Source organism: Plantibacter sp. VKM Ac-2880 (genome assembly GCF_015351235.1).
GTDB lineage: Bacteria > Actinomycetota > Actinomycetes > Actinomycetales > Microbacteriaceae > Plantibacter.
Window position 1 is genome coordinate 981362 of sequence record NZ_JADKSJ010000001.1, and the last position, 22894, is coordinate 1004255.

The following is a 22894-nucleotide window of genomic DNA, read 5'->3' on the forward strand; positions in this document are numbered from 1 at the left end:
GCCATGACAAGCGGAACCGTTCAGCTGGGAAGACGCCCGGGATTCACCGACGGCATCCTGCCTGCGGCGTGCCCGTCGCGCACGGTGCTCGACCACGTCACGAGCAAGTGGGGTGTGCTCGTCCTGCTCGCCCTGTCCGACGGCACCCATCGCTGGGGCGAGTTGCGGCGGGTGGTCCAGGGCATCAGCGAGAAGATGCTCGCGCAGACCCTGCGGACCCTCGAGGAGGACGGGCTCGTCGTCCGGGTCGCCCACCCCGAGATCCCGCCCCGGGTCGAATACAGCCTGAGTGACCGGGGCCGGGACCTCAACGAGCACCTGATGCCGCTCATGGAGTGGATCGACGGGAACGCGTCGGAGATCCTCGGTCGTTAGGCGGTCCGCCCGAGCGCCGTAAGGACGTCGACGAGGGTCGACGGATCGCCGACGTTGCCCGGCACGACGACGTAGAGCTTCTCCTCGTCCTCCGGGGTCACCACGCTCCAGACGCTCACGCCCGGCAGCACCTGGCCGAGCACCCGCGCGCGCCGTGCACCGAGCCCGACCCGGGCGACCTCGGCGGAGGTGATGCCGCCCTTCGACACGACGACCTCCACCGATCGTCGGAGCGCGGCGGTCGCCGACGTCAGCGCGATCATCACGCGCTCGCCGTGGTCGAGCGTGTTGTGCGCGGCGTCCCGTTCCCGCTCCGACGAGATGGCGGCGAACCCCGTCGCGGCGAGTCTCGGTCGAGCGACCTCCGCCACGGCCCGTCCGGTGGCGACCGGATCCTGGAGGGCGTCGCTCGTGGGGACGGTCTCGGCGGGGCCGAACGCCGCCTCGACGGGCGCGAGCTGTCGCGTCGCACCGATGGTGTGGGAGCCGCAGACGAGAAGCACGGCGATGGGCTCTGACACGAGCGGCGAGGGCAGCAGGCCGTCGCTCTCGACGCCCGCTATGGCCGCCGCGAGGGGTGACGCAGACCGGACGACCACGTCGGCTCCGTCGGCCCAGGCCGCCGTGACGGCCTGCGCGATGATCCGGACGTCGTCTCCGGTCTCCGCGTCCGGAAGGAGCACCGTGCCGGGAACGGCGTCACGGAGCGCTGCACGGAACTCGGTGGCACCGTCGCGGAGACCCGCCAGGCCGAAGTGGGCGGCCTCCCGCCCGGACTGTTCGCGCACGTAGTCCGGCAGGTGTCCCGAGCGGAACGGGAACACGGGGTCCTGGGCGTACTCCGTCTCGTGGGCGGGCAGCGTCTCGTCACCGATCCGGACGTAGTGGGTGCCGTCGATCGTCGTGCGCCCACCCTCCGGGAAGGCCGGGACGAACACGATGACGCTGCGGTCCCCGGTGAAGACGGCGGTCTCGGGGAACACATGCCCGCGCAGGGTCGAGTCGCCGCGGAGCACGACATGGATACGTTCTCCCAGACGACGCCCGGCCTCCGCCGCCTGGTCACGAGTGCGTTCGAGGAGCGACACGGCCTCGTCCTCCGGGACGGCGCGGGTGTTGGTGAGCAGGTAGACGGCGTCGGCGGATCCGAGTGCGGTCTCCAGGAGGTCGGCGTCCCACTCGAGGAGCACGTCGACGCCGGACGCCGACTGCGTGCCCGTGGGGTCGTCGTCGAGGATGAGGGTCTTCATGCGGTGACCTCCTGATCGGCTGGGTGTGCGGTGTCGGTCCGGAGCCCGCTCACGCGTCGGCATCCTGGTAGGTCTCGATCACCCGGGAGTCATCGCGTGCGCCGAGGCCGGATGCTGCTGCGGCGAGGAAGCGTTCGCGCGCTGCGTCGAGGACGGGGGTCGCGGCTCCTGCCGCGCTCGCCGCATCGGCGACGAGGCCGGTGTCCTTCACGAAGATGTCGACGCGGCTCATGACCGGTGCGTCGGTGTCCTGCAGCATGCGGGGGCCGCGGTCCGACAGCATCCAGGAGGCGGCTGCGCCGGACTCGACGAGGGGGAGGACGGCCTGTGGGTCGAGGCCGAGCGAGGAGGCCAGCGCCAGGGCCTCGGCGGCGGCGGCGATGTGGACGGCGCAGAGGTGCTGGTTCACGACCTTGATGGCCTGGCCGTCACCGATGGCCTCGCCGACGATCCTGGCGGTGCCGAGGGCGGCGAGTGGCCCGGCGGCTGCGGCCGTCGCGGAGGGGGAGCCGGAGACGAACATGGTGAGCTCGCCGGTGCTGGCGCGTGCCACGCCGCCGGTGACCGGGGCGTCGACGACTGCTGCGCCCGCGGCTTCCAGGCGGGCTGCCTGGTCGATGACGGAGGCGGGTCCGACGGTGCTCATGATGATCCAGGTCTGGCCGGCGGCGTCCGTCTCGGCGAGGGCGATGTCGACGAGTTCGGCGAGCTGATCGGGTGTGGCGACCATGACGACGACGGTGTCGGCACGCGGCGCCTCGGTGATCGACCCGACCGCGGTGACGCCGGCGGCGGACGCGCGTTCCCGAGCGGCGGGGAAGGGGTCGACGCCCGTGACCTGGTGTCCTGCCGCCGCGAGCTGGGTGGCCATCGGGAGGCCGATCGCGCCGGTGCCGACGAAGGTGATGGTCGATGCGGGCTGTGGCGTCGATGCCATGGAGTCCTCCAGGGGATTGGTTGGACCAATCGTACCGGCGGGGGTGTGCAGAGGCAAGCATCAGAGCCACACCTCCGCCGGTCACTGAGCTTGTCGAAGTGCCCACGAGGAACCCTTCGACAAGCTCAGGGACCAGAGTGTTCTGGACACAACTTTCCGGTCACTGAGCCTGTCGACGTGCCCACGAAGAACCCTTCGACAAGCTCAGGGACCAGAGTGTTCTGGACACAACTCCTCGGTCACTGAGCTTGTCGACGTGCCCACGAAGAACCCTCCGACACTTCGGCAGGCTCAGTGCGGCGCAGCTCAGGGATCGGAGATGGTCAGAACGGCGCAGGGCCCGTGCCGTTCGATGGCGTTTGCCGTCGGGTGTCGTCCAGTCGAGGACCCCGCTCGGTCGGTGCTCGAGGTTCCAGCCCGGGAGGTGCTTCATCCGGTGGTGATGTCGGCACAAGCACGCGAGATTGCCGACGTCTGTCGTGCCGCCGTCTTCCCACGCGAGTGAGTGGTCGAGGTCGCAGGCCCGCGCGCGCCTCCCGCAGCCCGGTGCGCGGCAGGTGCCGTCCCGCAGGCGCACCGCGCGCTGGAGATCGGCGGGCACTCGGTACTGGTCGCGACTCACGGAGAGGACGGTTCCGGTTTCCGGCTGGACGAGGATTCGGGTGAAGGAGGGTGCGTTGACCGCGATGCGCGCTGCGGTCTCGGGGTCGATCGGACCGTACCCGTCGAGCGTGGCGGGTGCGTCGGAGACGCCGGCCAGGCTCAAAGCCGGGACGGTGATCTGCACGGTTGGCTTGATGTGCTCCTGGACCTCGATCGGGTGTGGGAGCACCCGGTTCGACATCACGTCTTCCGGCGTCACTCCGGCGAGGGCTAGCGCTGCGAGGGCGTCGGCCTGCAGCTGTCCGCAGGTGCGAGCACCGCCGGCCTTGCGTGATTCGGCAGCCGCTGCCTCGACCCGTTCGACGATGCCCTGCGCGATGGGTGCGGTGGTGAACAGGTGTACCCACGCCATGCCGTCGGCGGCGGGCTCGAACTCCACCCGACGGTCGGCCTCCGAGCGGATTGTGCGGGCGGTGATCGACTCGGGGTGGAGTCGTTCGCGGATGACACGGGCGCGCTTGCGGAGGTTGGCGTTGGTCAGCTGCTCCGCGACCGGCAACACCGCCTCCAGGAACGCCCCCCGCCCGGCGGTTGGCACGTCGCTGAGTTGGTCGATGATGGTCTGGGCGTGCCGGGCGGAGATACGGCCATCCTCGAGCGAGGCGAGCACGGCGGGTGCCTCGTTGACGAGCCGTTCGGCGTCGTTCGTCGCCCGCTGGACCGTCTGCTCAGGTGTCCGTGTCGCCATGGCGAGCGCCGCACAGGTGGAGCGGCGGGAGAGGGCCCGGCGTTCGGCCGGCGGGTACACGGCCGGGACGACGGAGTCGGCGAGGGCGTCGGCGTAGGCCGCCGAGCGGGCCAAGAGTCGCGCCGCCCGCGCGGCCAGTACAGCCTGCTTCCGGCAGATCTCCGCGTACTCGTCCGAGAACTCCGCGAGCTGCGCGGCGTACTCATCGCCAGCTCGAACTGCGGAAAAGGTGCTCTCGGTCATGGATCAAGTCCACCATGAACCACTGACATTCCAGATGCTGAGCTGTCACGGTTGCGGAAGTTCTCCGTGTGCCCTTCGACAAGCTCAGGGACCGAACACCGAAGGCGGTGCGCGAGGCTCTAGGGCCGAACGCGGGGGCGGTGCGCGAGGCTCTGGGGCCGAACGCCGAGACGGTGCGCGAGGCTCCGGGGCCGAACGCTGAAGGCGGTGCGCGAGGCTCTGGGACTGGCATCGCCGGCGCACAGCTCTCCCGGTCACTGAGCTTGTCGAAGTGCCCTCACGGAGCCCTTCGACAAGCTCAGGGACCGAGACTTGAGCAGCCCTTCGACAGGCTCAGGGACCGAGACTTGAGCAGCCCTTCGACAGGCTCAGGGCCGAGACTCGAGGAGCCCTTCGACAGGCTCAGGGACCGAGACTCGAGCAGCCCTTCGACAGGCTCGGGGGCCGAGACTCGAGGCTCATCGACCGGCTCGGAGGGGACGGTGTGCTGGATGGAGGTCTGCCGTGGGCACCTCGACAAGCTCGGTGAGCGGAACCGGGTCTCGGTTCGGAGGACCGAGCAGGTCAGCCCAAGCGGTCGTCCACGCCGAGCTGCAACCAGTCCTCGAAGTGCTGATGCATCGCCCGCCGCGCGGCCTCGCCGTCCCGCGCTGCCAGGGCCTCGACCACTGCGTAGTGCACGCTGTCCGTCCGTCGAATGCCACGATCGTCGGGCTGCTCCACCTCGACCGCCTGGAGGCGACGCTGCCGGATCGTCTCCCGCAGCACATGGCTGAACCCGTCGTGCATGAGCCGGAGGATCGGATCGTCGACGATCGAGTTCAACCGGGTGTGGAAGGTCACGTCCGCCTCCAGCGCCTGCTCGTGATCCTCGGCCAGCGTCGCTGCGATCATCCGGTCGACGTCTGCGCGCAGGAGCTCGACCTGCTCGTCACTCACCAACCCGGCGGCGGCCTCCGCGACGGTCTCCTCGAGGAGCATCCGCGACCGCGCGAACTGCGCATCCGTGAGGTACCCGAGCTGGCGGGAGATCGTGAACCAGCTGCGGACGAAGTCGTCTCCGGGGGCGTCGATGTACGTGCCTCTGCCCTGGGTGCGATGCAGGAAGCCGAGCCGTTCGAGCACGGCGAGTTGCTCGCGAAGGGCTCCCCGGCTCATCTGCAGGGCTTCGCCGAGTTCACGTTCCGGTGGCAGTCGTCGAGCGGTGGTGCCCGGCTCGGGGGTCGCCAGCTCCACAAGCTTCCCGACGAGCGCCTCGAGCGGCTCCGACATGCTGCCCCCTCGATTGGTCCGACCAGTGACGATGGTAGCCGGTGGTGCCCTTCGACAGGCTCAGGGACCGGAGGGGTTCAGGGACCGGAGGGGTTCAGGGACCGGAGGGGGGTCGGGGACCGGAAGTCACTTCGTCGACGCAAGCACGCCCGCCCCGACGGATCGGGACGGGCGTGGAGACGACGTCTGCTGGCTAGACGGCCTGGAGGGCCTGCACCGCACTGGTGAAGAAGGCGAGACCGTCGACACCGGAACGCATGGCGAGCGGGGTGTCGGGACCGAAGCCCGGCTCGATGGCGTGCTCGGGGTGCGGCATGAGCCCCACCACGTTGCCGGCCGGGTTCGTGAGGCCGGCGATGTCGTCGAGCGAGCCGTTCGGGTTGACGCCGGCGTAGCGGAACGCGACGAGCCCCTCGCCCTCGACGCGCTTGAGCGTCTCGGCGTCGGCGATGTAGCCACCGTCGGCGTTCTTCAGGGGGATCGTGATCTCCTGCCCCTTCGAGAACTGGTGGGTCCAAGCGGTGTCGGCGTTCTCGACCGTGAGCAGCTGGTCGCGACGGATGAACTGCTGGTGGGCGTTCCGGATGAGGCCGCCGGGCAAGAGGTGCGCCTCGACGAGCATCTGGAAGCCGTTGCAGATCCCGAGGATGGGCATGCCCTTCCCGGCCGCGTCCTTGAGTTCCGTCATGATGGGCGACACGGCGGCGATCGCACCGGCCCGCAGGTAGTCGCCGTAGCTGAAGCCTCCGGGGAGGATCACCGCGTCGACACCCTTGAGGTCGTGGTCGCCGTGCCAGAGCGCGACGGGCTCCGCATCGGCCATACGGACGGCGCGCTGCGCGTCGCGGTCGTCGAGCGAACCCGGGAAGGTGATGACGCCGACGCGGGTGGTCATGCCTCGGGGCCCTCGGGGTAGTGGATCGCCACGACGTCTTCGATCACGGCGTTCGACAGGATGTCGTCGGCGATCTGCTGCACCGTCGCGCGCGTCGCGTCGGTGATGGGGCCGTCGACCGTGAGCTCGAAGCGCTTCCCGATGCGGACATCGGTGAACTCGCTCTTGCCGAGACGCGCGAGGGCGCCGGCGACGGCCTTGCCCTGGGGGTCCAGCAGTTCGGCTTTCGGCATGACTTCTACGACGATGGTCGGCACGGAGATCTCTTTCGTTGCGACGCGGCGGGGATGCGAACAGTCTAGCGTCGAGCGAACGACACCCGTCCGATGCGGCGCATCGAACGGGTGTCGGGCTCGACCGGTCACTCGGGCAGCGCGGCGTCCGCCTCGTTCGCGTCGCCCGCGATGCCACGGGCGAGGGTCTTGTTGCGGAAGAAGTCCGGACGGAGCTTCGCCTGGATGAACATGATGACGATGCCCGCCAGGATGATGATCATGCCGAGGATGAACACGAGGCCGACGCCACCGATGTTCGACCCGGAACCGTAGGACGGGTCGGCGCTCTCGATGATGGTCGTGAAGAACAGCACGCCCAGGATGAGGCCACCGAGGAGCGGTGCGATGAACTGGAAGAAGCAGTTCCGCACGCTCGAGAACCACTGCTTCCGGAAGTACCAGACGCACGCGAACGCGGTGAGTCCGTAGTAGAAGCAGATCATCATGCCGAGCGTGGTGATGGTGTCCCACAGCACGTCCTCGGAGATGAACCGCATGACCGCGTAGAACACCGAGGCGACGACGCTGGAGACGATCGTGGCGTAGCCGGGGGTGAAGAACTTCGGGTGCACCTTGGAGAACTTCGGCGACAAGGCGCCGTAGTGGCCCATGGCGAGCAGGGTGCGCGCCGGTGAGACGAAGGTCGACTGCAGGGAGGCCGCCGAGGACGACAGCACGGCGATCGACACGAGGATCGCCAGGGGCCCGAGGATGGGGCCGGCGAGCGAGAAGAACACGTTGCCCTGGATGTCCTCGTTGCCGAGCCCGAACTCCCCGTCGCCGACGCCGGCGTAGTTGATGAGGGCGACCGACAGGAACAGGTACAGGACGACGATGATGACGACGGTGGCGGTGGCCGCCTTGCCGGGCGTCGAACTCGACCCCTTCGTCTCCTCGCTCATCGTCAGGGTGACGTCCCAACCCCAGAAGATGAAGATCGAGAGCGACAGGCCCGCGGCGAACGCGCTGAACGAGCCGACCGCGAACGGGTTGAACCAGTCGAGCGAGATCGGCAGGGCGTCGAACGCGTCGCCGCCCGCGACATGCGCGAACGCGACGATGCCGAACAGCACCATGACGAGGAGTTGGAAGCCCACGAGCACGTACTGCAGCTTCTGCGTCGTCTGCATGTCGCGATAGGAGATGAGCGTCGCACCGAGCATGAACGCGAGACAGGTGATGACGTTGATGAACGGGTTCGACGTCAGGCCGGCGATGTCGGGGTTCTGGAAGATCTGCGACAGCATCAGGTAGAAGAAGTCGACCGCGATGCCGGCGAGGTTCGACAGCACGACGATCGTCGCCGCGATGAGGCCCCACCCGGCCATCCAGCCGACCCAGGGGCCGAACGCGCGCGTCGCCCAGGTGAACGAGGTGCCGGAGTCGGGCATGCGGCTGTTGAGCTCGCGATAGCCGAAGGCGACGAGCAGCATCGGGATGAAGCCCACGAGGAAGATCGCAGGTACGTGGGTGCCGACCTCCGCGACCGTCGGGCCGAGTGCTCCGGTCAGGGTGTACGCGGGGGCGATGCACGAGATGCCGATGACGATCGCGCCGACGAGGCCGACGGTCCCGGCTCCGAGCCCCTTCTTGGAGAGGGCGCCGGTCGCCGTCGTCTCGGGGTGGGCGACGTCGCGTGCCGGGGTGGATTCGGGAGGAGTCATGTCGGGTCTCCGAGGGTCAGCACGGAGTCGCGGGGCACGACCACCATGGGTACGGGCAGCTCGCGCAGCATCTTCGCTGCGGTGGAGCCGAGGAAGAGGTGCTTCGGAGTGGCGAGCCGGCTGGACCCGACGAGGACGATCTCCGCCGGCTTCCAGTCGAGCCCGGCGACGGCGTCCTCGATGCGGCTGCCGGAAGCGATCTCCGTGGTGACGTCGACGTCGGACGGCAGATGCTCGGTCGCGTACGCGAGCACCTCCGCCGCGTGTACCTCGGCCCGGGTGGTCGCGTCGGGGTGCTCCGCACCCTCCGGCTGGTCGAGGGCGACGAGCGACACGAGACGGAGCGGGATGACCGCGTTCTTCGCGACGACGATCGCCGCGTCGAGCAGCTGGTGTGCGCCGGCCCTGGTGCCGATGGCGCAGGTGATGCGACTCACCGTGCCGCCGGTCGGCTGTGCCTCGAGGAGGTCGCGGCTCCCGACCGGTGCGAGGGCGACCGGAACGACCGCCGAGTGCAGGAGGGTGTTCGCGACGCTCCCGAGGGTGAACCGCCCGAGGAGTCCGCCGCGGGCGGCGCCGATGATGATCAGACCGCCCTCGAGGATGCGGGAGGCCTCCAGCAGGCCCTCGGCGAACGACTCGTCGTACACGAGGTGGGTCTTCGCCGTGACATCGGACGGGATAGCGTCCAAGGCCTCGGCGAGCCAGCGTTCGGCGGTCTCGCGGAGGAACCGTTCATAGCCGGGGTCCGCCGGCGTGATCGTCGGACGCTCCTCGTTGGCGAGCACGAGGACGATGTCGAGACGGGCACCCGTCGTCCTCGCGATCCTGATGCCGAGCGCGAGCGCATCCCGACCGGCCGGGGTGTCGGTGTAGCCGACGATGTATCTCATCTGGTGTTCGCTTTCGATCGGGTGCGAGCGTGTGATGGCGGTTCCTGCCTTCGACAAGCTCAGGAACCGTCGGTCGAAGAACAGGGACCGGGACCGGGATGCACGGCGGTGTGCGGGTGTTTCGTTGGTGCAGGGTATCGACGGGGGTGGCCCTTCGACAAGCTCAGGGACCGGACGGCGGGTGGAGCGGACTGTGGGCGGGGAGCCTGTCGAGGTGCGGGCGCGCCCTTCGACAGGCTCAGGGACCGAGGTGGTCGGAGACGCTACGCCTGGTGGTGGGCGATGATCGCCGCGGCGGTGTCGGCGCCCTTGCGGATCGCGCCGTCGACATGCTGGTACCCCTCGGCCGCGAGGTCGCTCGTCGACCAGTAGATCGGTCCGACGGGCGTCGACTGCATGGCACCGTAGCGGGACAGTCCGCCGAGGTCGAAGCTCGCGGCGTAGGCACCGCGCGTCCACTCCTCGCTGCCCCAGTCGCTCTCGTAGTACACGACGGGCGACAGCGCCTGCTCGCCGTAGTAGTGGGAGAGGGACGTGAGGATGCGCTCTCGGCGCTCCTCGGCGCTCAGCTTGAAGACTTCGTCGGCGCGTTCGTCCGAGACGAACCCGACGAGGGTGCCGCGTGGGTCTTCGTGGTTGGTGTTGTCGTACGCCTCGTGGACGAGCTCGTACGGGCTGAACGCGGTGGCGGAGAGCCCGTCCTCGCGCCAGAACGGCGTCTCGTACACCGCGTGCACCTTGATGACGAGGCCGAGTGACATGTGCTGGTGCATCTGGTGGCTGAGTCGCGGCAGCGGCGGCTGGAAGTCGATCCGCGAGTACAGGTTCGGCGGGACCGCGACGATGGCGTAGCGCGCGTTGACCGTCACCTTGTCGGCCTCGGCGGAGACGCCGGTATCAGACCACTCGAGTCGGCGGACGGGGGAGGACAGGTGGACGTCGTCGCCGAGGGCCTCGGCGAGCTTGATCGGGACCTGCTGCAGGCCGCCGACGACCCGCTTGTCGAGGATGAAGTCCGCCTCGACGAGGTGGGTGAAGCTGCCCGCCGACGCCGCCATGAGCAGTGCCTGCAGCAGCGAGAAGGAGTGCGAGGGCTTCGTGAGCATCGCGGCGGCGATGAACAGGGCGATGTTGTCGCGTGCTTCGACGTCGTCGGTCTGCTCCGCCAGCCAGGCGCTCCAGGAGATGCGGTCGTACTCGGTCGCCTGCTCGTGCGCCCACGGCTCGGTGACCCCGACCTGTTCCACGAGCTCGTCGAGGAGGGTGATCAGACGCTCCATCTCGGCGGCCGTCGACTCGGCCACTGGGAAGATGTCGCCGGTGAAGCGGGTCCGCACGCCGTCGGCGTTGACGTAGACGCTGTCGCCCTCGCGGTAGCGGGAGTAGGTGTCGAGCCCCAGCTCGTCGAGCGTGGCGAGGAGCGCCGTCTGGTCGGGGGAGACCCATTGGCCGCCGAGCTCCAGCATCGCGCCGTCGATGTGGTTCGTCCACAGCCGACCACCCACGCGGTCGCGAGCCTCCAGGACGGCGACGGACAGGCCAGCCGCGCGGAGCTTGGTGGCGGCGGTGAGCCCGGAGGCCCCGGCGCCGATGATGACGACGTCGCGTTCGATAGCGCTCATGAGGGTGTCTTCCTGTTCATGGCCCTTCGACAAGCTCAGGGACCGGGATGGTGCTCGGGGACCGGGGCGGTGCGGGTGATGCACGGGAACGGGTGGTGCGGGTGGACCGGGTGATGCTGGCGGCCGGGGTGCGCGGGTGGGTGACCTGGTCGGGATCCGCGTCGATAGTCGAGTATGGCGGTTCGCGCCGTCGGATGGAACCTCCGGTGTCGATCTCGACGGTCGATCCGGCGGACGGCGACGCTTTCGGTCGTCACCCGCCGGATCGGCGGCGGCGACCGTCAGTCGATGGGGGTCATCGTGTACTTCGGGTACAGGTACTCGTGGATGCCCTCGAGTCCACCCTCTCGGCCGATGCCGGACTGCTTGATGCCGCCGAACGGTGCAGCCGCGTTGGAGATGACGCCGACGTTCAGGCCCATCATGCCGGTCTCCAGCTTGCCGATCATGCGCTGTCCGCGCGCGAGGTCGGTGGTGAAGACGTAGGAGACGAGGCCGTACTCGGTGTCATTCGCGAGGCGCACGGCGTCGTCCTCGTCGTCGAAGGGGACGATCGCGAGGACCGGGCCGAAGATCTCCTCGCGGAGGATGTCGGACCCGGGGACGACGCCCGTGACGACGGTCGGCTGGAAGAACGTCCCGGCCCCCTCGACGGCCTCGCCACCGGTGAGCACCTCGGCGCCGCGTCCGACGGCGTCGGCGACGAGCGTCTTCGCCTTCGTGACCGCCCGGTCGTCGATGAGTGGGCCGATGGTGACGCCGTCCTCGGTGCCGCGGCCGATGCGGAACGCCCGCACCCGCTCGGTGACGCGCTTCGCGAACTCGTCGGCGACGTCGCGGTGGACGATGAAGCGGTTCGCCGCCGTGCACGCCTGTCCGATGTTCCGGAACTTCGCCGCCATCGCACCGTCCACGGCCTTGTCCAGGTCGGCGTCCTCGAACACCACGAACGGGGCGTTGCCGCCGAGCTCCATGGAGGTGCGGAGGACGTTCTTCGCCGACTGCTCGATGAGCTTCTGGCCCACCGGCGTCGAGCCGGTGAAGCTGAGCTTCCGGAGGCGCGGGTCGGCGATGATCGGCGCGGACACGGCCGAGGAGCTGGCCGTGGTGATGACGTTCACGACCCCGGCCGGGAGACCGGCGTCCTCGAGCAGCTTCACGAAGTACAGGGTCGTCAGCGGGGTGAGCTCTGCCGGCTTCACGACGACGGTGCACCCGGCGGCGAGTGCCGGAGCGATCTTGCGGGTCGCCATCGCGAGGGGGAAGTTCCACGGCGTGATGAGGAAGCAGGGCCCGACGGGGTGCTGCGAGACGGTCATCATGCCGGTGCCCTCGGGGTTGGAACCGTAGCGACCCGAGATGCGGACGGCCTCCTCCGAGAACCAGCGGAGGAACTCACCGCCGTAGGTGACCTCGCCGTTCGCCTCGGCGAGCGGCTTGCCCATCTCGAGCGTCATGAGCAGAGCGAACTCGTCGCGACGCTCCTGGAGGAGGTCGAACGCCTTCCTGAGGATGTTCGATCGCGTGCGGGGTGCGGTCGCCGCCCATTCGTCCTGCGCGGCGACGGCGGCGTCGAGCGCGGCGGTGCCGTCGGCGACGGAGGCGTCGGCGATGGTCTTGATGACGTCGCCCGTGGACGGGTCGCTGACGGTGAGCGTGCCGCCGTCGGACGCGTCACGCCAGACGCCCCCGATGAAGAGGCCGTTCGGGACCTTGCTGAGCAGTTCGGTTTCGCGTGCATCGGTCATGGGTGGAGCTCCTTGCTGGGGTCGATGGCGTCGGTGACAGTGTTTCAGCGTGGGTGCCCCCCGACAAGCTCGGGGAGCGGGGTTGCGATGTCGTCGTGGCGCCGGGGGTGCTGGGGAGCGGGCTCGTGGCGTTCCGCCCGTCGACAGGCTCGGGGAGCGCTGCCGACGGGTGGGGCGTCAGTTCGTGGCGAGCGCCTCGAGCACGACGTCGAGTCCCTCGTCGAGCAGCTCGAGCGGGATGGTGAGCGGCGGGAGGAACCGCACCACGTTGCCGTAGGTGCCGCAGGTGAGCACGATCACACCGGCCTGGTGCGAGGCCTTCGCGACGCGTGCGGTGAGCGTCGCATCCGGCTCGCAGGTCGCGGGGTCGACGAACTCGACCGCCATCATGGCACCGCGCCCGCGGATGTCGCCGATGCGCGGGTCGGTCGCCTGTGCATCGGTGAACCGTTCGACGATGCGGGTCTCGATCGCGCGGGCCGCAGCGGCGAGGTCGTCCTCCTCGTACGCCTCGATGGCGGCGAGGGCGGCGACGCAGGCGAGCGGGTTCCCGCCGTAGGTGCCGCCGAGACCGCCGGCGTGCGGGGCGTCCATGATGTCGGCACGGCCGGTCACGGCCGAGAGCGGCAACCCGCCCGCGATGCCCTTGGCGGTGATGATGAGGTCCGGGACGACACCGAAGTGCTCGGACGCGAACATGGCACCGGTGCGGGCGAACCCGGTCTGCACCTCGTCGGCGATGAAGACGACGTCGTTCGCGCGGGCCCAGTCGAGCAGGGCGGGGAGGAAGCCGTCCGCCGGAACGATGAAGCCGCCCTCGCCCTGGATGGGTTCGATGATGATCGCCGCCAGGTTGTCCGCGCCGATCTGCTTCTCGATCTGCGTGATCGCCCGCTGCGCCGCCTCGGCGCCGGACAGTCCTCCGTCGCGGAACGGGTAGGAGAGGGGTGCGCGGTACACCTCGGAGGCGAACGGCCCGAAGCCGCTCTTGTAGGGCATCGACTTCGCGGTGAGGGCCATGGTGAGGTTGGTGCGGCCGTGGTAGGCGTGGTCGAACGCGACGACCGCCTGCTTCTTCGTGTGGCTGCGCGCGATCTTGACGGCGTTCTCGACGGCTTCCGCGCCGGAGTTGAACAGCGCCGTGCGCTTCGCGTGGTCGCCGGGGGTCAGCCGGTTCAGGGCTTCGGCGACGTCGACGTAGGAGTCGTAGGGGGTGATCGTGAAACAGGTGTGGGTGAACTCCTGCAGCTGACGGGTCACCGCTTCGACCACGCGCGGGTTGCTGTTGCCGACACCCGTCACGGCGATCCCGGAACCGAGGTCGATGAGCGAGTTGCCGTCGACGTCGACGAGGACGCCACCGCCGGCGCTCGCTGCGAAGACGGGCATCGTGGTTCCGACACCGGACGCGACCGCAGCGTGCTTCCTGGCCATGAGCTCCTCGGAGATCGGTCCGGGGATGGCGGTGACGAGACGACGCTCCTGGGGGAGCGAGGGTCCGCCGAGGACGGTCGTGGGGGCGCTGCTCGTGCTCGTCATCGATGCTCCGTTCGATCTGGCGGTCGGGCGTCGTTCCTCGACGTCGGCCGCTCGTGATGCAGCCATGCTAGGCAGCGCCGGTCCGCCGAACACTCGACATCGTGTCGATATTGCCCGACATCATTGGACGGATTGGCACCGCGACGTAGACTCACGCCGTGGCCCCGTCGTTGCAGCACCTCCTCGATCGTCATGCCCTCGGCCTCCGGCTCGTCGTCGCCGGGACGGCGGGGTCGCTCGACCGCCCGGTGGCGTGGGTGTCGAGCTCCGACCTGCCGGACCCGACGCCGTTCCTCATCGCGGACCAGATCGTCCTGACGACCGGGACGCAGTTCGGTACGGCGGTGTCCGCCACGCAGGTGGAGGCGTACGTCGCCCGCCTCGCGGCGGCAGGAGTCGCCGGCCTCGGGTTCGGCACCGAGGTCATCACCGCCGGCCCGCCGTCGGAACTCGCCCAGGCCTGTGCCGAGCAGGGCGTCCCGCTGTTCGAGGTGCCCTACCGCACCCCGTTCATCGCAGTCATCCGTTATGCCGCCGACCTCATCGCCGAAGCCGACCGGGAGCGGGACGCCTGGGCCCTCGCCGCGCAGCGGTCCATCGCCTTCGCAGCGCTCCGCCCGGACGCCTCGCCCGCGGTCGTGACGGAGCTCGCCCGTGTGCTCGGCGCTTGGGTGGTGCTGCTCGACGCCCACGCCGCGACCATCGCCGACGCCGCTGCCGACGGCGGGCGACTCCGGGTTGGAGACCGCCTCCTCGAGCGGGTCGCGGAGGAGGCGCAGGGGCTCCTCCGACGCGGCCAACGCTCGGGGGCGACCTTCACGAGCCCGAACGGGACGGTCTCGCTCCAGACGCTCGGTCGCCGCGGAGACCTCCGCGGGGTGCTCGCGATCGGCGGTGCCGCCGGCCCGCTCGACGCAGCAGCCCAGGGCGTCGTGACCTCCGTCGTCGCGATCACCGGCCTCACCCTGGAACAGGGCGGGGCGCTCGGACGGGCCGGTCGGTCGTTGCGGGTCGGCGTCTGGCGGTTGCTGCTCGCCGGTGAGCCCGACGTCGCCAGGGCCGTCGCGGAGGACCTCGCGACCCCCCTCCCGACAGGCACGGTCCGTGTCGGTGTCGCGACCGCCGCCGAGGACGGCCGTGATGCGCTGCTCAGCGAGCTCGAGCGCGCAGCGGCGCTCGCCACCGGGGACCTGTTCGTGGCGGAACACGATGGCCGACTGTCCCTGCTCGCGTCCGACGCTCCCGGTACGGACGCCGTGCTCGAGGGGCTGTTCGGCGGCACGCCCGGCCGTCACCTCGGGCTGTCGCGTGCCGTCGGACTCGCCGACCTCGCCCTCGGCACTGGGCAGGCGGTGTCGGCCCACGCGCAGGCGATGGCCGAGGGGCAGCCGATCGAGCGGTTCGGGGCGGTCGCGGTCGGCGGGATGACCGGTCTCCTCGACGCTGCACGGTCACGTCCGATCGCCGAGGACGTCCTGGGGCCCGTGCTGCTCGCCGATCGCGAGGAGGGCTCAGCACTCGTCGAGAGTCTCCGGCAGTGGCTCGAGGCCAACGGGCAGTGGGATCCGGCCGCGAAACGCCTCGGGATCCATCGGCACACCCTGCGCAACCGGATCACCAGGGTGGAGCGGCTGCTGGGGCGCCCGCTCGACACCTTCGCGGCACGGATCGAGGTCTGGCTCGCCCTCGTGAGTCTCGACGGCGCGGGCGTGGGCAGCGCAGGGGACTGAGTCGGGGTGCGTCCGGCCCGCTACTCGGACGCCGCCGCCGGGTGCTCCTCGTGGAGCGAACGGAGGGCGGTGACGACGTCGTCGTGCCAGCGGCGCGCGGCCGGCAGCACCCCGCCGAAGATCGGGGTGTCGTGCGTCGCGCCGAGGTACAGCACACCGCTCGCGTCGACGCCGTCGGCACGGAGGGCGGCGAGGTAGGCCGCACCGTCGCCGCGCAGCGGGTCGTATTCGGCCGTGAGGATGACCGCCCGGGGGAGGCCGGCGTGCGAGCGCGCGAGCAGCGGCGACGCATGGGGCTCCTTCGCCTGACGGCGGTCGAGGAGGTACGTCTTCGCCACGGACCGCAGCTCCTTGATCGCGAAGAAGCGCGGAATGCCCATCTCACGGACGGGTCGGAGGTCGATGTGACCTCCGGTGAGGTCGGTGACGGGCACCTCGAGCAGTTGGAGACGGATCGGGCGCCGGCCGCGCTCACGGTTCACCAGGGTGAGTGCCGCAGCGATGCTGCCGCCCGCCGACACGCCTGCGACGGCGATGCGCTCGGCGTCGATCCCGAGTGTCGTCGCCTCGGCGAAGAGCCATTCGAGCGCCGCATGCGCCTGCTCGAGTTGCGTCGGGTACCGGTGTTCCGGCGCGAGCGCGTAGTCGACGGCCGCGATCACGACGCCCGCGTCCGCCGCCCGCCGCCGGAAGCCCGCGTCGGTCGTCGGGTAGTCGATGCCGCCGATCCGGAACGCCCCGCCGAAGCAGGACAGGACGGCGGGCACCAGCGCCCCCTGGTCCGAGGTCGGCGGGTAGTAGAGCCGGACACGGACGTCGGGGAACCCGGTGACGGCGACGGTGTGCTCCTCGATGCGCAAGGTCGGGCCCGGCACACCGACCGTGGCGAGTTCCTTCTTGTCCCAGTTGAGGGCCGCCTTGCGGTGCTGCTTGCGGGTCTTCTTGCGGCGAGGGGCCGCCGTGGTGGCCTTCGCCGTCGTCTTCGCCGTCGCCTTCGCCGTCGCCTGCGGCCGGCCAGGTTCCGGCGTGGTCCCCGGGGTCGGCTGCGGCCGCCTCACGGTCGTCGTCTTCGGCCGGAGGAAGAACGCCTTCGCCTGCTCGAGCACACTCGAGATGAGGTAGGCGCGGTGCGTCCGCGCCCGTTCCACGAAGATGGGATCGAGGGGCATGTCGGGTCACCTGCTGTCGTCGGGACGGTGGGGTCACAGCAGTCTAGAGGCGGCGGCCCGAGCCGTTCGAGTGGTGGCGGAGCGGCGGCCGGTCGCATCCGTCGCCGGTGGTTCACCCGCTGTTCACCGGGCGTCCCGGCCCCGTTCGAGTGCCACTCGTAGCGTGGCGGGGACGCCAACGGGGGAACCATGCACACGACGCTCACCGCTCACGTCGGCAAGGACGTCTTCGTCCGGCCGTCGCCCGTCGCCATGGTCTGGCAGGGGCCGGGCACGCGGCACCAGGCGATGGCGGTCCCGGGTGTCACGCTCGGGTCGGGAGACGTGCTCGTGGAGGTGGAGCTCGCGACGGTGTGCGGCTCCGACGTCCACACCGTCCTCGGGCACCGTGAAGCGGCGACGCCCCTCGTCCTCGGGCATGAGCAGGTCGGTCGTGTCGTCGCGGTCGGCGGCCCGGTGACGGCGATGGACGGCACGCTCCTCGTGGCCGGCATGCGCGTCGTGTGGTCGATCGTCGTGAGCTGCGGCGTCTGTGACCGGTGCTCCGCCGACCTCCAGCAGACCTGCCGCCGACGCGCCACGTACGGACACGACCGCGTGCACCGCGGGTGGGAGTTGAGCGGTGGGTTCGCGACCCACGTCGAACTCCTGGAGGGGACGGCCATCGTGATCGTCGGGGAGACGCCGCCCGCCGCCGTCTTCGCGCCCGCCTCCTGCGCGACGGCCACCGCGATCGCCGCACTCGACGCCGCTGGGCGCGACCTGACCGGAACCGCGGTCCTCGTCACCGGCGCGGGGATGCTCGGGCTCACGGTCACGGCCATCGCGACGGACGCCGGCGCGCGCGTCGTGGTGAGCGACCCGGACCCGGCTCGTCGGTCGCTCGCCGGGCGCTTCGGGGCGGTCGCCACCGTCGACCCGGCGGCCGGCGCGGCCGAGCATCTCGACCTCGCGCGTCTCGCGGTGGGTGTCGAGGGCTTCCCGGTCGCCCTCGAGGTGTCCGGTGAGGCGAGCGGCGTCGACGCCGCGATCGAGGCCCTGTCGATCGGCGGGACGGCGGTGCTCGTGGGCAGCGAATCACCCGGCGCGCCGCTCGGTATCGACGTCGAGCGCATCGTCCGCGGGCTCCTGACCGTGCGCGGTGTGCACGACTCCCGACCACGTGACCTGCAACGAGCGGTCGACTTCCTGACCGGCGCCTGGCGGCGCTACCCCTTCGCCGAGCTCGTCGGTGCCGAGTTCGCGCTGGACGACGTCGACGAGGCGCTCGTCGCCGCAGCGTCCGGTGCGTTCCCCCGGGTCGGGGTGCGACCCTGAGTCACCACCGGTCAGAGCCGCGCATCGCAGGGTGCGTCGGCCATTCATCGCCGACGCACGACGTGACCCCTTCGAGCGCCCCCCATTCCGGGGGCCAGCACAGCTGCATTCCCGCGGATTCCCGCCGGTTCCGGGCCCGAAACCGCCCCGGATCACCCACCTTGTGGGGTATCCTCGCCCCATGACGGTCACGACTCGCCACCCTGGTGTGGTCCGGGTGGGTGGCCGCCTCATGGTCGTGGATCCATTCGCGGAACGAGGCGAGCTCACCGCGGGTCAGGAGCGCGTCCACCAGCTCCGACGTCGGATCACCATCCTCCTCGGCACGTTCCTCCTCCTGGTCGGCTTCGTCGTCGGCGCGGTCGTGGGTGTGCTCGTCGAGTGGATGCTCGTCCACGACGAGACCCGGTCCGTCTCACTCCCCGGCTTCGACCCGGAATGGGTCCCGGGACTCGACGTCGTCGGCGCACTGCTCGGCGTGATCCTCGTCGCCGTCCTCCTGCTCGTCTGGGCCGAGCGGCGGAACCACCATCGTCGGCTGGACGGCGGTCACCAGCCGTCGCGCTGGGTCGACCCGCTCAACGACCACCTGATCGGCCTGAGCGACGACGTCTCCTGGACATCACTCTGGACGCTCACCCGCATGTACGCCACCGCCGAACGGTTGCAGCGCGAGCTCGTGGAGCGCAGCGCGGCTCGACGCGAGGTGGGGGCCGACGACGAGTGCGACCTCCTTGAAGCGCGGCTCGCTGCCGACGACGCGCGAGACGCGCTCGAGAAGACGGCCCAACTCATGGGTGTCATCGTGCCGGAGGGGCCGCTGCCCGACGCGCAGGCCATCGCGGCCGACGGAGCGCGACTCCGGGCCCGTCGACGGATGCTCTGAGCTCAGCGAGCGGCCGGGAGACCGGTCAAACGCTCGAGGAGTTCGCGGTACCGTGCCGCGGTCTGCGTGACGATCTCGGACGGCAGGGTCGGTGGCGTGGGGGTCGCCTCGTCGTGCTGGTCCCAGTTGTGGGCGAGCCAGTCGCGCACGATCTGCTTGTCGAAGCTGGCCATCCGCTCGGTCGGGTCGTCGCCGGCGAGGTAGACGTCGCGATCCCAGTAGCGGCTGGAGTCGGAGGTGAGCACCTCGTCGCCGAGCGTGATGACGCCGGTCTCGGGGTTCCGGCCGAACTCGAACTTCGTGTCGGCGAGGATCACCCCGTGGCGTTCGGCGGTGATCGACGCCGTCCGGTAGATCTCGAGCGACAGGTCCTTCAGGGCGACTGCGTCGTCCTCGCCGATGAGCTCGACCATGCGACTGAACGAGATGTTCTCGTCGTGCTCGCCGAGCGGCGCCTTGTACGCGGGCGTGAAGAGCGGCTCCGGCAGCTGGTCGCCGTCACGCAGGCCGTCCGGCAGGGGAATGCCGCAGACGGTGCGGCTGGCGACGTACTCCTTCCAACCTGAGCCCGTGAGGTAGCCGCGCACGACGCACTCGACGGGGAACATGTCGAGCTTCCGGACGAGCATCGCCCGACCGGCGAACGCTGCGGGAATGGTCGACACCGCGACGCCCGAGTCGTCGAGCCGGTGGTCGGGGACGAGGTGGTTCGGCACGTTCCGCAGCTGGTCGAACCACCAGAGGCTGAGGCTGGTGAGGAGCTCGCCCTTGCCGGGGATGCCCGGTTCGAGCACGTGGTCGAACGCGCTCACGCGGTCGCTCGCCACGACGAGCAGGACGTCCTCGGGGCCGTCGGCCGGTTCGTACAGGTCCCGGACCTTGCCCGAGTAGACGTGGTTCCAGTCGTTGGTGTCCGAGGATGCGCTCACCCCACCAGTATCGTGCATCGGCGAGCCGGGGGACCGACGGCCGGCTTGCGAGGGTAGGTGCATGGGCGTATATTCCACCCGCCCCCTCGGCTGGCACGTGCCGGGTGCCGTCGCCCCACTCCACGAGCAGTCGGCCACCCCTTCGGTGTCCACCCTCCGCTCGACCTCCTCCGCCGGAACCGGCTGAACGGTCGGGGACACCTGACCAGCCAGCGCCCGCGCGACCTCCTCCCCGCAGAAAGAGACACCATGTCCACCTCCTCGTCCACGCCACCGCAGGGTGTCAGCGGTCCGACCCCGGGAGCGGTGCGGCCGTGGCCGGCCCTCTGGTCCCTGGTCATCGGCTTCTTCATGATCCTCATCGACACCACCATCGTGTCGGTCGCGAACCCAGCGATCATGCGCGGCCTCGACACCGACATCAACAACGTCATCTGGGTGACGAGCGCGTACCTGCTCGCCTACGCGGTGCCGTTGCTCATCACCGGCCGCCTCGGCGACCGCTTCGGGCCGAAGAACCTCTACCTCGTCGGCCTCGTCGTCTTCACGCTCGCGTCGCTCTGGTGCGGGTTCTCCGGCACCATCGAGATGCTGATCGTCGCGCGCGTCGTGCAGGGGCTCGGTGCCGCGCTCATGACCCCGCAGACGATGGCCGTCATCACGCGTATCTTCCCGCCCGACCGCCGCGGTGCGGCCATGGGTCTCTGGGGTGCGACCGCCGGTGTCGCGACCCTCGTCGGCCCGATCCTCGGCGGGGTGCTCGTCGACGGCTTCGGTTGGGAGTGGATCTTCTTCATCAACGTGCCCGTCGGCATCGTCGGGTTCGTCATGGTCTGGCGCAACGTGCCCGCCCTCGCCACGCACCCGCACCGCTTCGACATCCTCGGCGTCGTGCTCAGCGGGCTCGGCATGTTCCTGCTGGTGTTCGGCATCCAGGAGGGCCAGAGCTACGAGTGGGGGACGATCGCCGGCCCGATCACCGTGTGGAGCCTCATCATCGCGGGGGTCGTCGTGCTGGCCCTCTTCGTCGTCTGGCAGGCCGTCATGAAGGGCGAGCCGCTGCTCCCGCTGGCGCTCTTCCGCGACCGCAACTTCTCGGTCGGCAACCTCGCGATCTCGACGATCGGCTTCACGGTGACGAGCCTGTCGCTGCCGCTCGTGTTCTTCTACCAGACGGTGCGCGGGCTGACGCCGACGCAGTCGGCGCTCATGCTCGTCCCGATGGCCGTCCTGTCAGCCGGGCTGGCGCCGGTCGTCGGTCGGGCCATCGACCGCGTGAACCCGAAGTGGTTCGCGCTCGCCGGGCTCCTGCTGCTCGCTCTGTCGCTCGGGTGGTACTCGATCCTGCTGACGCCCGAGCAGCCGATCCTCATGCTGCTGCTCCCGAGCGCCGTCCTCGGTCTGGCGAACGGGTTCATGTGGGGTCCGGTCTCGAACCTCACCACCCGTGGTCTGCCGCAGCACCAGGCGGGCGCCGGCTCGGGTGTCTTCAACACCACCCGTCAGATCGGTGCCGTCCTCGGCAGCGCCGCCATCGCCGCCCTCATCCAGGGCCGACTCGCGGCGGAACTCCCGGCGGCTCCCGGTGGGGCGACCGGCGGCGTGAGCGAGGTGACCGGTGGGGAGCTCCCCGAGGCCCTGCATGCGGGCTTCACCGCGGCGATGTCGCAGTCGCTGCTCCTCCCGGCGGGGTTCGCCCTCCTCGGTGCGATCATCGTCCTGTTCTTCCAGAAGCCGAAGGCTGCGGCGTGGTCGACGCCCGAGACCCAGCACGGCCAAGCCGCTGCGGCCGCCGAGGCTGCGCGGGTCGAGACGGAGTAGCCGGACGCTGCGGCGGCACCGGGTCGGGTCAGGGGGCATCGAGCTCCGTGACCGTCCTGGTGTCGCCGTTCCAGAACCGGAGGCCGAGGACCTCGCCGTCCGGAAGCGGTCCGAGCGAGGCCAGCGCCTCGAGCGCGGCTCCGGTCTGCTCCGTGACGATGCGTCGGGAGAGCGTGACGTGCGGCGTCCAGGCTCCCGGTCGCGTGTGGTCGAACCCACCCTCGACCACGGCGGCGACCCGATGGTGCAGCTCGAGGAGGTCCAGGGTCGGCACGACGCCGAGCGCGAGCACCGCGCCCGATCGGCGCGGGAAGGTCAGCGGCGCCCCGAGCCGGACGGTGAACGGCTCGAAGGCCGGCCGCCCGTGCAGGTCCAGTCTCTCCCCGGCGAGCAGGGTGATGTGCGGGCGGTTGCTGGCGCCCTGATGCGTCGACAGGCTCGGCAGGCCGAGGTCCGACAGGGCACGCCACCGCACTCGGACGGCCTCATCGAGTTCGTCGTCGAAGGTCAGATCGACGCTGTGCACCATCAGTCCGTCGCCACCGGCCAGACGTAGTCCAGCGTCGCCGGGTCGTCGGGGAACACCTCCGTGTAGAACTCCGGAGCCTTCGCGAGGAGCTTCGACCGGTGCGAGCGATGCACCTCGGGTCGTCCGAGCCACGGTGGCAGTGGGAACTCGTCCGCTTCGTAGGCCTCGAGGTCCTCCGGGGCGTCGGCGAGCGCGAGCAGGGTCTTCTCGAGACAGGTGTCAGCATGGCCGCGTGCCATCCAGACCGCGCAGGTGGCGACCTGGTAGTCCATGAGCGCCGGGCGGTACCCGCGCCACATCGCCGTCACCGGGTGGTGCTGCCACCCGTAGCCGGGGACGATGAGCGCCTTCATGACCTGCAGCGTCTCCACCCGCTGTTTCCCCAACCGCTTGTCGTCGAGGACCTCGGCGCTGGCGTGGAAGTCGGGGTACGGAAGGAACGTCTGCAC

General features: G+C 70.2%; 21 protein-coding genes. 6 read left to right on the forward strand and 15 right to left on the reverse strand.

What is annotated here, in order from left to right; translation table 11 throughout:
- Positions 1–3 precede the first annotated feature (3 nt).
- A complete protein-coding gene (locus ITJ57_RS04845; protein ID WP_194669092.1) occupies positions 4–375 on the forward strand; it encodes a helix-turn-helix domain-containing protein in 372 nt (123 codons plus the stop codon).
- Here ITJ57_RS04845 and ITJ57_RS04850 read toward each other — a convergent pair.
- The 11 genes from ITJ57_RS04850 to gabT all read right to left on the reverse strand — a co-directional run bounded on the left by ITJ57_RS04850 (position 372) and on the right by gabT (position 14064).
- The gene (locus tag ITJ57_RS04850) at positions 372–1625 is read right to left on the reverse strand and encodes a four-carbon acid sugar kinase family protein (protein WP_194669093.1); all 1254 of its coding nucleotides are present in this window, start codon (positions 1623–1625) and stop codon (positions 372–374) included. The two genes, ITJ57_RS04845 and ITJ57_RS04850, sit on opposite strands and share 4 nt — an antisense overlap.
- Before the next feature lie 49 nt (positions 1626–1674).
- A complete protein-coding gene (locus ITJ57_RS19665; RefSeq protein ID WP_194669094.1) occupies positions 1675–2562 on the reverse strand; it encodes an NAD(P)-dependent oxidoreductase in 888 nt (295 codons plus the stop codon).
- Positions 2563–2722: 160 nt separating this feature from the next.
- Positions 2723–4156 carry an HNH endonuclease signature motif containing protein gene (locus ITJ57_RS04860; protein ID WP_194669095.1) on the reverse strand — a complete coding sequence of 478 codons (1434 nt, stop codon included), beginning with the start codon at positions 4154–4156 and terminating at the stop codon, positions 2723–2725.
- Between the two features lie 564 nt (positions 4157–4720).
- Positions 4721–5428 (reverse strand): FadR/GntR family transcriptional regulator, encoded by a 708-nt coding sequence (locus ITJ57_RS04865; RefSeq protein ID WP_194669096.1) that lies wholly within the window; start codon positions 5426–5428, stop codon positions 4721–4723.
- 193 nt (positions 5429–5621) lie between these two features.
- Positions 5622–6323, reverse strand: coding sequence for a phosphoribosylformylglycinamidine synthase subunit PurQ (gene purQ / locus ITJ57_RS04870; RefSeq protein WP_194669097.1), 702 nt, complete (start codon positions 6321–6323; stop codon positions 5622–5624).
- Positions 6320–6580: a phosphoribosylformylglycinamidine synthase subunit PurS gene (gene purS / locus ITJ57_RS04875; RefSeq protein ID WP_194669098.1), complete on the reverse strand. Its 261-nt coding sequence runs from the start codon at positions 6578–6580 to the stop codon at positions 6320–6322. The genes purQ and purS overlap by 4 nt, the downstream gene beginning before the upstream one ends.
- Before the next feature lie 104 nt (positions 6581–6684).
- Complete coding sequence (locus ITJ57_RS04880) at positions 6685–8262, reverse strand: APC family permease (RefSeq protein WP_194669099.1); 1578 nt, start codon at positions 8260–8262, stop codon at positions 6685–6687.
- Entirely contained in the window at positions 8259–9155 is an 897-nt protein-coding gene (locus tag ITJ57_RS04885; RefSeq protein WP_194669100.1) for a universal stress protein, read from the reverse strand. Before ITJ57_RS04885 ends, ITJ57_RS04880 begins: the two co-directional genes overlap by 4 nt.
- A gap of 263 nt (positions 9156–9418) precedes the next feature.
- Positions 9419–10777 (reverse strand): NAD(P)/FAD-dependent oxidoreductase, encoded by a 1359-nt coding sequence (locus ITJ57_RS04890; protein WP_194669101.1) that lies wholly within the window; start codon positions 10775–10777, stop codon positions 9419–9421.
- Positions 10778–11058: 281 nt separating this feature from the next.
- Complete coding sequence (locus ITJ57_RS04895) at positions 11059–12525, reverse strand: NAD-dependent succinate-semialdehyde dehydrogenase (RefSeq protein ID WP_194669102.1); 1467 nt, start codon at positions 12523–12525, stop codon at positions 11059–11061.
- Between the two features lie 177 nt (positions 12526–12702).
- Positions 12703–14064: a 4-aminobutyrate--2-oxoglutarate transaminase gene (gene gabT, locus ITJ57_RS04900; RefSeq protein ID WP_194669103.1), complete on the reverse strand. Its 1362-nt coding sequence runs from the start codon at positions 14062–14064 to the stop codon at positions 12703–12705.
- Positions 14065–14222: 158 nt separating this feature from the next.
- Between gabT and ITJ57_RS04905 the strand changes: the two genes are divergently transcribed.
- Positions 14223–15794: a PucR family transcriptional regulator gene (locus ITJ57_RS04905; protein ID WP_194669104.1), complete on the forward strand. Its 1572-nt coding sequence runs from the start codon at positions 14223–14225 to the stop codon at positions 15792–15794.
- Between the two features lie 20 nt (positions 15795–15814).
- Here ITJ57_RS04905 and ITJ57_RS04910 read toward each other — a convergent pair whose 3' ends face one another.
- Positions 15815–16963 (reverse strand): alpha/beta hydrolase, encoded by a 1149-nt coding sequence (locus tag ITJ57_RS04910; RefSeq protein WP_194669105.1) that lies wholly within the window; start codon positions 16961–16963, stop codon positions 15815–15817.
- A 189-nt stretch (positions 16964–17152) separates the two neighbouring features.
- On the opposite strand from ITJ57_RS04910, the gene ITJ57_RS04915 reads away from it, so the two are divergent.
- Together ITJ57_RS04915 and ITJ57_RS04920 are read left to right on the forward strand one after the other, a co-directional pair.
- On the forward strand, positions 17153–18280 hold the full coding sequence (locus ITJ57_RS04915; protein WP_194669106.1) for an alcohol dehydrogenase catalytic domain-containing protein: 1128 nt from the start codon (positions 17153–17155) through the stop codon (positions 18278–18280).
- 181 nt (positions 18281–18461) lie between these two features.
- Positions 18462–19166 (forward strand): hypothetical protein, encoded by a 705-nt coding sequence (locus ITJ57_RS04920; protein WP_194669107.1) that lies wholly within the window; start codon positions 18462–18464, stop codon positions 19164–19166.
- 2 nt (positions 19167–19168) lie between these two features.
- On the opposite strand, the gene ITJ57_RS04925 is transcribed toward ITJ57_RS04920, so the two are convergent.
- Entirely contained in the window at positions 19169–20113 is a 945-nt protein-coding gene (locus ITJ57_RS04925; RefSeq protein WP_194669108.1) for a phosphoribosylaminoimidazolesuccinocarboxamide synthase, read from the reverse strand.
- A gap of 43 nt (positions 20114–20156) precedes the next feature.
- Here ITJ57_RS04925 and ITJ57_RS19610 point away from each other — a divergent pair, with 43 nt between their 5' ends.
- Positions 20157–20282, forward strand: a complete 126-nt coding sequence (locus ITJ57_RS19610; RefSeq protein WP_255515303.1) for a hypothetical protein — start codon at positions 20157–20159, stop codon at positions 20280–20282.
- A 62-nt stretch (positions 20283–20344) separates the two neighbouring features.
- Positions 20345–21916, forward strand: a complete 1572-nt coding sequence (locus tag ITJ57_RS04930) for a DHA2 family efflux MFS transporter permease subunit (RefSeq protein WP_194669109.1) — start codon at positions 20345–20347, stop codon at positions 21914–21916.
- Positions 21917–21944: 28 nt separating this feature from the next.
- On the opposite strand, the gene ITJ57_RS04935 is transcribed toward ITJ57_RS04930, so the two are convergent.
- Together ITJ57_RS04935 and ITJ57_RS04940 are read right to left on the reverse strand one after the other, a co-directional pair.
- A complete protein-coding gene (locus tag ITJ57_RS04935) occupies positions 21945–22445 on the reverse strand; it encodes a 2'-5' RNA ligase family protein (protein WP_194669110.1) in 501 nt (166 codons plus the stop codon).
- Positions 22445–22894 carry an MSMEG_6728 family protein gene (locus ITJ57_RS04940; protein ID WP_194669111.1) on the reverse strand — a complete coding sequence of 150 codons (450 nt, stop codon included), beginning with the start codon at positions 22892–22894 and terminating at the stop codon, positions 22445–22447. Before ITJ57_RS04940 ends, ITJ57_RS04935 begins: the two co-directional genes overlap by 1 nt.